The organism is Streptomyces silaceus (genome assembly GCF_001419745.1).
Lineage (GTDB): Bacteria > Actinomycetota > Actinomycetes > Streptomycetales > Streptomycetaceae > Streptomyces > Streptomyces silaceus.
In genome coordinates this window covers 1-10,070 of sequence record NZ_LIRJ01000357.1, presented here as the reverse complement: position 1 = coordinate 10,070, position 10,070 = coordinate 1, and the positions used below count along the sequence as shown (strand labels likewise).

Annotated in this window: 10 protein-coding genes and 1 rRNA gene; all 11 read left to right on the top strand. The window is 68.5% G+C overall.

Features of this window, described 5'->3' with window-relative positions:
• Positions 1-56: 56 nt before the first annotated feature.
• Positions 57-173, top strand: a 5S ribosomal RNA gene (gene rrf / locus AOK22_RS29215).
• 151 nt (positions 174-324) lie between these two features.
• On the top strand, positions 325-933 hold the full coding sequence (clsA, locus tag AOK22_RS29210) for a cardiolipin synthase ClsA (protein WP_055701723.1): 609 nt from the start codon (positions 325-327) through the stop codon (positions 931-933).
• 113 nt (positions 934-1,046) lie between these two features.
• Positions 1,047-3,542 carry a mannose-1-phosphate guanyltransferase gene (locus tag AOK22_RS29205; protein ID WP_055701722.1) on the top strand — a complete coding sequence of 832 codons (2,496 nt, stop codon included), beginning with the start codon at positions 1,047-1,049 and terminating at the stop codon, positions 3,540-3,542.
• A gap of 89 nt (positions 3,543-3,631) precedes the next feature.
• Complete coding sequence (locus tag AOK22_RS29200) at positions 3,632-4,531, top strand: DUF881 domain-containing protein (protein ID WP_079036893.1); 900 nt, start codon at positions 3,632-3,634, stop codon at positions 4,529-4,531.
• A complete protein-coding gene (locus AOK22_RS29195) occupies positions 4,528-4,860 on the top strand; it encodes a small basic family protein (protein ID WP_003988855.1) in 333 nt (110 codons plus the stop codon). The genes AOK22_RS29200 and AOK22_RS29195 overlap by 4 nt, the downstream gene beginning before the upstream one ends.
• 5 nt (positions 4,861-4,865) lie before the next feature.
• Positions 4,866-5,690, top strand: a complete 825-nt coding sequence (locus AOK22_RS29190) for a DUF881 domain-containing protein (protein ID WP_055701720.1) — start codon at positions 4,866-4,868, stop codon at positions 5,688-5,690.
• Positions 5,691-5,772: 82 nt separating this feature from the next.
• On the top strand, positions 5,773-6,735 hold the full coding sequence (locus AOK22_RS40230; protein WP_079036892.1) for an FHA domain-containing protein: 963 nt from the start codon (positions 5,773-5,775) through the stop codon (positions 6,733-6,735).
• 43 nt (positions 6,736-6,778) lie between these two features.
• Positions 6,779-7,522, top strand: coding sequence for a transcriptional regulator FtsR (gene ftsR, locus AOK22_RS29180; RefSeq protein ID WP_055701718.1), 744 nt, complete (start codon positions 6,779-6,781; stop codon positions 7,520-7,522).
• 75 nt (positions 7,523-7,597) lie between these two features.
• Positions 7,598-8,071 carry a bifunctional nuclease family protein gene (locus AOK22_RS29175; RefSeq protein ID WP_063795355.1) on the top strand — a complete coding sequence of 158 codons (474 nt, stop codon included), beginning with the start codon at positions 7,598-7,600 and terminating at the stop codon, positions 8,069-8,071.
• Positions 8,072-8,240: 169 nt separating this feature from the next.
• Positions 8,241-8,858, top strand: a complete 618-nt coding sequence (locus AOK22_RS29170) for a MerR family transcriptional regulator (RefSeq protein ID WP_079036891.1) — start codon at positions 8,241-8,243, stop codon at positions 8,856-8,858.
• Positions 8,859-8,895: 37 nt separating this feature from the next.
• A partial coding sequence (locus tag AOK22_RS29165) for a DNA polymerase IV (protein WP_055701724.1) occupies positions 8,896-10,070 on the top strand: 1,175 nt, incomplete at its 3' end.

Here is a 10,070-nt window from a genome sequence, read left to right as displayed (position 1 = left end):
GAAACCACGAACAACCCCATGCGTCATGCATGGTGCGGTTGTCAGTTTCATAGTGTTTCGGTGGTCATAGCGTGAGGGAAACGCCCGGTTACATTCCGAACCCGGAAGCTAAGCCTCACAGCGCCGATGGTACTGCAGGGGGGACCCTGTGGGAGAGTAGGACGCCGCCGAACTCCTTTTGAAGAAAGCCCCGGACCGGGAACGGTCCGGGGCTTTCTTGTTTTTCTGTTCAGGTGTCGCCAAGTGACCCCTCTGCACCGATGTGCGGCAACTGAGGGTAAGGTCAGGGGGCATCATTGGCTCTTTCCCACAGGAGGCCCCCGGGTGGAGGTCCAGGAGACGCGTGTCCAGACGGACCGTGTCCTCACCATCCCGAACATCCTCAGCATGGCGCGTCTCGCCGGCGTGCCCCTCTTCCTGTGGTTGATCCTCAGGCCGGAGTTCGGAGGGCCCAACAGCGACGGCTGGGCGCTGCTGGTCCTGGCGCTCAGCGGTGTCAGCGATTACCTTGACGGCAAGCTCGCGCGGCGCTGGAACCAGATCAGCAGCCTGGGCCGGCTGCTCGACCCCGCGGCCGACCGGCTCTACATCCTCTCGACGCTGGTCGGACTGACGTGGCGCGAGATTCTTCCGCTCTGGCTGACCGCGGCGCTCCTGCTGCGCGAGCTGGTGCTGCTGGTGATGGTCGGGATCCTCAGGCGACACGGCTATCCGCCGCCTCAGGTGAACTTCCTGGGCAAGGCGGCCACCTTCAACCTGATGTACGCCTTTCCACTACTGCTGCTCAGTGACGGAAGTAGCTGGATCGCCTCACTCGCTGCTATTTTCGGATGGGCGTTCGCTGGATGGGGTACAACCCTCTACTGGTGGGCAGGGATCCTCTACGTGGTTCAGGTCCGCCGGCTCGTCAAGGCGGACAGCAAGGCCGATTGAGCCTGCCGATTCGGCGGCTGTAGAGGCTCGAAGACCCGTATATGACATATGCGGGCTCATCCTGGCGGGCTAAGTCGGCTAGATCGTCGTCTATTGAGGAGGACGTTTCCGACATGAAGGCCGTCGTGATGGCCGGCGGTGAAGGCACACGCCTTCGCCCCATGACCTCGAGCATGCCCAAGCCACTCCTGCCCGTGGCCAATCGGCCGATCATGGAGCATGTGCTGCGCCTGCTGAAGAGGCATGGGCTCACCGAGACCGTAGTGACAGTGCAGTTCTTGGCATCGCTCGTCAAGAACTACTTCGGCGACGGCGAAGAGCTCGGGATGGAGCTCACCTATGCCAATGAGGAGAAGCCGCTCGGGACGGCCGGAAGTGTCAAGAACGCAGAGGAAGCGCTGAAGGACGATGCCTTCCTCGTGATCTCCGGTGACGCCCTCACGGACTTCGACCTCAGCGAGCTGATTTCCTTCCACAAGGAAAAGGGCGCGCTTGTCACCGTCTGTCTGACGCGTGTTCCCAATCCGCTGGAATTCGGCATCACGATCGTCGACGACGAGGGGAAGGTCGAGCGTTTCCTCGAGAAGCCGACCTGGGGGCAGGTCTTCTCCGACACGGTGAATACGGGCATCTACGTGATGGAGCCCGAGGTCTTCGACTACGTCGAGGCCGATGTGCCGGTCGACTGGTCGGGCGATGTGTTCCCGCAGCTCATGAAGGAAGGCAAGCCCATCTACGGGTATGTCGCCGAGGGCTACTGGGAGGACGTCGGCACGCACGAGAGCTACGTCAAGGCGCAGGCCGACGTGCTGGAGGGCAAGGTCGACGTCGAGCTCGACGGCTTCGAGATCTCGCCCGGGGTATGGGTGGCGGAAGGGGCCGAAGTACATCCCGACGCCGTCCTGCGCGGGCCGCTGTATGTCGGTGACTACGCCAAGATCGAGGCGAACGTCGAGATCCGCGAGCACACCGTCGTGGGGTCCAATGTCGTGGTGAAGGACGGGGCGTTCCTGCACAAGGCCGTCGTGCACGACAACGTCTACATCGGGCAGCACAGCAATCTTCGGGGCTGTGTCGTCGGTAAGAACACCGACATCATGCGGGCCGCCCGTATCGAGGACGGCGCGGTCATCGGTGACGAGTGCCTGGTCGGTGAGGAATCGATCGTCCAGGGCAATGTGCGGGTCTATCCGTTCAAGACGATCGAGGCCGGCGCGTTCGTCAACACCTCCGTCATCTGGGAGTCCCGCGGTCAGGCGCACCTCTTCGGGGCGCGCGGGGTCTCCGGGATCCTGAACGTCGAGATCACGCCGGAACTGGCTGTGCGTCTCGCGGGGGCGTACGCGACGACCCTGAAGAAGGGCTCGACCGTCACCACCGCACGTGACCACTCACGAGGCGCGCGGGCGCTGAAGCGGGCGGTGATCTCCGCGCTGCAGGCCAGCGCCATCGACGTACGCGACCTGGAGAACGTGCCCTTGCCGGTCGCGCGGCAGCAGACGGCTCGGGGCAGCGCCGGCGGGATCATGATCCGGACGACGACCGGTGTGCCGGACTCCGTCGACATCATGTTCTTCGACGGGCAGGGAGCGGACCTGTCGCAGGGGAGCCAGCGGAAGCTGGACCGGGTGTACGCGCGCCAGGAGTACCGGCGGGCCTTCCCCGGTGAGATCGGGGACCTGCACTTCCCGGCCAGCGTCTTCGACTCGTACACGGGATCCTTGCTGCGGAACGTCGACACCACGGGGGTCGCCGAATCCGAGCTGAAGGTCGTCGTCGACGCGTCGAACGGAAGCGCCGGGCTCGTGCTGCCGAGCCTTCTCGGGAAGCTCGGTGTGGATGCTCTGACGATCAATCCGGGCCTCGACGAGTCGCGGCCCACGGAGACCGCGGACGCCCGCCGTTCCGGGCTCGTGCGGCTCGGGGAGATCGTGGCGTCGGCGCGGGCGGCCTTCGGGGTGCGGTTCGACCCAGTGGGCGAGCGGCTCTCGCTCGTGGACGAGAAGGGGCGGATCGTCGAGGACGACCGGGCCCTGCTGGTCATGCTCGACCTGGTGGCCGCCGAGCGGCGCAGCGGACGGGTGGCGCTGCCGGTGACGACGACGCGTATCGCCGAGCAGGTCGCGGCGTACCACGGCACGCAGGTGGACTGGACGACCACGTCGCCGGACGATCTGACGCGGGTGGGGCGTGGCGACTCGACCATCTTCGGCGGGGACGGGCGCGGCGGGTTCATCGTGCCCGAGTTCAGCGGTGTGTTCGACGGGACAGCCGCGTTCGTGCGGCTCATCGGTCTGGTGGCGCGTACGCAGCTCACCTTGAGCCAGATCGACGCGCGCATCCCGCGGGCCCATGTGCAGCGGCGTGATCTCGCGACTCCGTGGGCCGTCAAGGGGCTCGTGATGCGGCGTGTGGTCGAGGCGGCGGGGGACCGGTCCGTGGACACTACCGATGGCGTGCGGGTCGTGGAGAGCGACGGGCGCTGGGTCCTCGTGCTCCCCGATCCGGCCGAGGCCGTCACCCATTTGTGGGCAGAAGGGCCCGACGACGCGTCCGCCCAGGCGCTGCTCGACGAGTGGTCGGCCGTGGTCGACAGCGCCGGTCACTGACCCTTTCCGCGCGTCGGGCGGCACCGTCAACAGGTGCTGTCCGGCGCGCCGGTGGGGCCATTCGGAGGTAGGGCCCACGACGTGCGACGATGTGCGGCATGCCGCAGCAGCCCCCCGTTCGGAGCACCCCCTCGCGCCCCCGGCGCCCGGACGCGTCCATGTCGCTGCTCACCACCGTCATGGACCACAGTCTCGACGAGGGATACGCGGAGGCGGCGGCGCGGAAGAAGGCCAGAGGGGACAGTGGTGTCCCTCGTCCGCTGCGGGCCAAGCTCGGGCTCGCGGCCGGTCTGGTGCTCGCCGCGCTGGTGGTCACCGTGGGAGCTGCTCAGGCGCGGATAGCGGCGCCGGTGGTCGCCAAGGAGCGTGAGGAGCTCATCGACCGCGTCGAGGAGGCGACGGCCGGGGCCGACAAGCTCGAGGACGACGTGGACGAGCTCCGCGACGACGTGGGCGAGCGGCAGCGCGCCGCGCTGAAGAAGCACGGCGGCAGCCAGGGTGAACTGGTGGGGCTGTTGTCCGGTGCCACCGAGGTCGAGGGTCCCGGCGTCAAGCTCGTCGTGGACGACAAGAAGGAAGCCGATCAGGGCGGCGGCGGGCCGCGCGAGAGCTCCGGGTTCTCCGACACGGGGCGGGTGCGCGACCGCGACATGCAGCGTGTCGTCAACGGTCTGTGGCAGTCGGGTGCCGAGGCGATCTCCATCAACGACCAGCGGCTCACGGCGCTGTCGGCGATCAGGGCCGCGGGTGACGCGATACTGGTCGACAACAGGCCGCTGGTGCCGCCGTATACGGTGCTCGCGGTGGGGGACGGGAAACGCTTGAGCACCCGGTTCCAGAACAGCCGCGACGGTCAGTATCTGCACGCCCTGCAGGAGAACTTCGGCATCCGGACCAGCATCTCGGTGTCGGACGAGCTCCGGCTGCCGGCAGCGCCCAGTGTGACCGTACGTACAGCAGAGCCGAAGGCAGGAAAGGGCACAACGTGATCGCCGTACTGGGCCTCGTCGTGGGAGTCGTGGCCGGATTGTTGGTTCGGCCCGAGGTTCCGGCGGTGGTCGAGCCGTATCTGCCGATCGCCGTGGTCGCGGCTCTCGATGCCGTGTTCGGAGGGTTGCGCGCGATGCTCGACGGGATCTTCGACGACAAGGTGTTCGTGGTGTCGTTCCTGTCGAACGTCGTGGTCGCCGCGCTGATCGTGTTCCTGGGTGACAAGCTGGGCGTCGGTGCCCAGCTGTCGACCGGTGTGGTCGTGGTCCTCGGCATCCGGATCTTCTCCAACGCCGCGGCGATCCGCCGGCACGTCTTCAGGGCGTGAGGCCGATGAGTGACGACAGGCCGGACTTCAACCGGCGCAAGGAGCTCCCCGCGGAGGTCCCGAGCGCGCCCCAGGCGCCCGCTCCGCCGGAGCGCGAGGACACTCCGCGGCTCACCGGCCGGCAGCGGCTCGCGCAGGGCCTGTGGCCGCCGCGGGTGACCCGGCCGCAACTCATCGTGGCCCTGCTGCTGTTCGTTCTCGGGCTCGGCCTGGCCATCCAGGTGCGCTCGAACAACGACAGCAGTGCGCTGCGTGGTGCGAGACAAGAAGATCTCGTTCGCATTCTCGATGAACTGGATGACCGAACTCAGCGTCTGGAAGAAGAGAAGCGACGCCTCGAGGAACAGCGGACCGGACTGGAGAACAGTTCGGACCAGGCCGAGGAGGCCCGCAAGCAGACGGTCGAGCGGGAGAGGCAACTCGGCATCCTGGCAGGCACGGTGGCGGCCCAAGGGCCCGGCATCACGCTGACCATCGAGGACAAGAAGGGGGCGATCGAGGCGGACATGCTGCTCGACGCCATTCAGGAGCTGCGCGCCGCCGGCGCGGAGGCGATCCAGATCAATGACGTGCGCGTGGTCGCAGGCACCTATCTGTCGGACGCCGACGGAGGCGTGCGGGTGGACGGCCGCAAGGTCGGTGCGCCGTACCTCTTCAAGGTGATCGGCAAGCCGCAGGATCTGGAGCCTGCGCTGAACATCCCGGGAGGCGTGGTGCAGACTCTGGAGAAGGAGCAGGCCACGGTCACCGTGGAACGCTCGGAGAAGATCGTCGTGAGTGCCTTGCGACCTGCGAAGCGGCCTGACTACGCTCGGTCGTCCTCCCAGTGAGGGGCGGGCGCATGGGGGCCGCCAGGCGAGGGCATGAGGTTGCGGGGGGTCGGCGCACCGGAAGCGTGGTGCGTGGTGGAAACTGTTTGGTGGCTACGGACGTTGTGAGGATGTCCGGTTCACCGATGAATGCCGGTGTGTGCAATCAGGGTTCGTCCTGCCCCACGGGCGGGTCTGTTTCGGTCAAGGGGAATCGCCCGTGAAGTTGTTTGCGAAGTTGTTCGGCAAGAGTGCACGTGAGGACAGCGGCAATCCCGCCACTGCCCGACACCGTGCCCCGCGCCATGGGGATGGCGAGGATCAGGGCGCGGGTCGCCCGATGTTCCGGGATCAGGTCGCTGGTCCAGGTGGTGACATTTCGGGCGGACAGGGCGCGTCATCTGTTGACCCTGCCGGTCCCGGCCGCATAGGTTTCGGAGAACCGTCAACCTCAAGTACGGGTGGAGGGTTTACCCCCGACCCGTACGCATCGAATGCCCCCGCGGGGCAGCCGCGGCAGGAGGACCCGTCCATGGCTTTGGTGTGTACGAGGTGCGGCAACCGCAACGCCGAGGCGAGCCGGTTCTGCTCCAACTGCGGTGCGCCGCTGCGGGCCGGGGCCACGCCGGAGCGTGCGTCCGAGACGACATCGACGATCTCCATCTCGGGCCTGGAGGCCTACGACGCGGAGACGACGGGGCAGACACCGTCCCCGGCGCTCTCTCCGGAGGCGCAGGCCGCGGTCGACGCGTTGCCGCTGGGCTCGGCGCTCCTCGTGGTGCGCCGCGGGCCCAACTCGGGCAGCCGTTTCCTGCTCGACGGCGATCTGACCACGGCGGGCCGTCACCCGCAGAGCGACATCTTCCTGGACGACGTGACGGTGTCGCGCCGCCACGTGGAGTTCCGCCGTGTCCAGGACGGTTCCTTCACCGTCGCCGACGTGGGCAGCCTCAACGGCACGTACGTCAACCGGGAGCGGATCGACTCCGTCGCGCTGTCGAACGGCGACGAGGTGCAGATCGGCAAGTACCGCCTGGTCTTCTACGCGAGCCAGCGGGGCATCTGAACCACCCCCAGATTCCGTCTGGGGAGATCCCCAGGGAAGGTCCATGCTTCAAACACCGAGGGGCGGTGCCGGCACCGGCACCGCCGCCGCGGACCGTCGGCTGATGAGCATCGGTTCCGTGCTGAACGCCCTGCGTGACGAGTTCCCCGAGGTCACGATCTCCAAGATCAGGTTCTTGGAGGCCGAGGGGCTCATCGAGCCGCAGCGCACGCCTTCCGGCTACCGGAAGTTCAGCCCGGAGGATGTCGAACGCCTCGGTCACGTCCTGAGGATGCAGCGGGACCACTATCTGCCGCTCAAGGTCATCCGTGAGCACCTGGACGCGCTGGAGCACGGTGAGCGGGTCCCGCTGCCGTCTCTGGGGCGTCAGCGCGATGTCGGCGACGGTCAGGGCCAGGACGAGGCCGAGGGGCCGACGGCGGCCCGTGTGGGCCGCGACGAGCTGCTGGCCGCCGCCGAGATCGACGAGGGACAGCTCGACGAGTGGGAGACGTACGGGCTCGTGGCGCCGTTGCCGGACGGCGGTTACGACGCGGAGGCCGTTACGGTCGCCTCGCTCGTCGTCGAACTCGGCCGTTTCGGTATCGAGCCACGGCATCTGCGGGCCATGAAGGCCGCCGCGGAGCGGGAGGCCGGGCTGGTCGACCAGGTGGTCGCGCCGCTGCGGCGGCACCGCAATCCGCAGACCAGGGCCCATGCGGAGGCCCGCACCAAGGAGCTGGCGGGGCTGACCGGAAGGCTCCACTCCGCCCTCGTGCAGACCGCGCTCGGGGTCCGGCTGCCCTGAGGCGGCCGCCGCCCGGCCGGTACTCGACGGGTGCCCGACTACCCAAACCTGCCAGCCACGTCCTAGGGTTGCTGTGTGAACGAGCTCGACGTCGTAGGTGTCCGGGTCGAAATGCCCTCCAACCAACCGATCGTGCTCCTGCGTGAAGTGGGAGGCGACCGGTACCTCCCCATCTGGATCGGACCAGGGGAGGCGACCGCCATCGCCTTCGCACAGCAGGGCATGGCACCCGCACGGCCGCTGACCCACGACCTGTTCAAGGACGTGCTGGAGGCGGTGGGCCAGGAGCTCTCCGAAGTGCGCATCACGGACCTGCGCGAAGGCGTCTTCTACGCCGAGCTGGTCTTCGCCAGCGGTGTCGAGGTGAGCGCGCGTCCGTCGGACGCCATAGCGCTGGCGCTGCGCACCGGGACGCCGATCTTCGGCAGCGACGGCGTCCTGGACGACGCCGGCATCGCGATCCCGGACGAGCAGGAGGACGAGGTGGAGAAGTTCCGCGAGTTCCTCGACCAGATCTCCCCCGAGGACTTCGGCACCAACAGCCAGTGAGCCGCTTCGAGCGGTCCGCGTCGGACCATTCGGCTAGCCTTTCCCCGCGGTGAGGTACGGGAAACCACTCTCAGGGTGATTATCACTCGGCGTGCCGAGTGTGGCGATCGTTGACGAGCCCCTGGCGACTGCCTACCGTCGAGAAGGCAGGTCAAGGAGGGAGGTCGGCGTGAGAAGCAGCGGCGACGGTACGGCGATGGGCGGTCCGTACCCGCTTCACGGCAGCGCGACCGATCACTCTCCGAAACGACCGATGGCGGTCCAGGGGAGCGGGGACGCTACGTTCGAGGAAACCGAGCAGATCGGCTACCGCGGTCCCACCGCGTGCGCGGCCGCAGGCATCACGTACCGGCAGCTCGACTACTGGGCCAGGACCGGCCTGGTCGAGCCCAGTGTGCGCGCCGCCGGCGGCTCCGGCACGCAGCGCCTCTACAGCTTCCGTGACGTGGTCGTCCTCAAGGTCGTGAAGCGGTTCCTGGACACCGGGGTGTCGCTGCAGAACATCCGCACGACCGTCCAGCACCTCCGTGAGAGCGGCTTCCGCGACCTGGAGCGGATGACGCTCATGAGCGACGGCGCGACGGTCTACGAGTGCACGTCGCCCAGCGAGGTCCACGATCTGCTCCAGGGCGGTCAGGGCGTCTTCGGGATCGCCGTGGGCGTCGTCTGGCGCGACGTCGAGGCCGCGCTGTCCCAGCTGCACGGGGAGCGCATCGACACCGGCGAGACGCTCATCAGGCACAACCCCGCCGATGAGCTGGCCAGGCGGCGCAACAGGGCGGTCTGAGGCCCCGTTGTCAGTGGCGTAGGGCAGCATCGGAGAGGTGAGAAGCGCCCCGACGATCCTGCATCTGGACATGGATGCCTTCTACGCCTCCGCGGAGCAGGCGGCGAAGCCCAGCCTGCGCGGAAAAGCCGTGGTCGTGGGCGGGCTCGGGCCGCGGGGTGTGGTGGCCACCGCGTCCTATGAGGCACGCCGCCTCGGGGTGCACTCGGCGATGCCGATGGGGCAGGCGCGCAGGCTGGCGCCCAACGCCGCGTATCTCGTGCCGCGCTTCGGTCTGTACCGGGAGATCAGCGAGCAGGTGATGGGGCTCCTGCGGGAGCTGTCGCCTCTGGTCGAGCCGCTCAGCCTGGACGAGGCGTTCGTGGACCTGGAGGCGGGCGGTGTCGCCGACGACGAGGTGTCGGCGCGGGCCGTGGGGGAGCGGCTGCGGGCGGACATCAGGGCGGGGACCGGGCTCACGGGGTCGGTGGGGCTCGCCGTCTGCAAGATGCTGGCGAAGATCGCCTCCGAGGACGCCAAGCCGGACGGGCTCCGGCTGATAGCGCCGGGGACGGAGCGTGCGCTGCTGGCACCGATGTCGGTGCGGACGCTGCCCGGGGTGGGCCCGGCGACGGGGGACCATCTGCGGCGGGCCGGGATCACCACGGTCGGGGAGATCGCGGAGGCCGGTGAGGACGAGCTCGTGCGGCTGCTGGGGAAGGCGCACGGGGGCTCGCTGTACGCGATGGCGCTCGCGCAGGACGAGCGGCCCGTGGTGGCCGAGCGGGACACGAAGTCGGTGAGTGTCGAGGACACGTACGACGTGGACATCCATGACCGCGTGCGGGTGCGCACGGAGGTCGCCCGGCTCGCCGACCGGTGTGTGCAGCGGCTGCGGGCGGCCGGGCACTCGGGGCGGACCATCGTGCTGAAGGTGCGGCGGTTCGACTTCTCGACGCTCACGCGGTCCGAGACGCTGCGGGGGCCCACGGACGACCCCGGGGTGGTGCGGGAGGCCGCCGCGCGGCTGCTGGAGTCCGTGGACACGACAGGGGGCGTACGGCTGCTCGGGGTGGGCGTCACGGGTCTCGCGGACTACACGCAGGAGGATCTCTTCGCCCAGGCGCAGGCCCAGGCCGCGGAGGACGGGGCCGAGGGGGAGCCCGCGGCAGAGGCGGAGGAGGCGGGGCGCCTCGACATCGGAGGCGGCGAGTCCGCGGGCTCCCCCTCGGC

Coding starts and splice junctions, on each gene's coding strand:
- AOK22_RS29205 (WP_055701722.1), top strand. CDS start 1,047: ATGAAGGCCGTCGTGATGGCCGGCGGTGAAGGCACACGCCTTCGCCCC.
- AOK22_RS29200 (WP_079036893.1), top strand. CDS start 3,632: ATGTGCGGCATGCCGCAGCAGCCCCCCGTTCGGAGCACCCCCTCGCGC.
- AOK22_RS29190 (WP_055701720.1), top strand. CDS start 4,866: ATGAGTGACGACAGGCCGGACTTCAACCGGCGCAAGGAGCTCCCCGCG.
- ftsR (WP_055701718.1), top strand. CDS start 6,779: ATGCTTCAAACACCGAGGGGCGGTGCCGGCACCGGCACCGCCGCCGCG.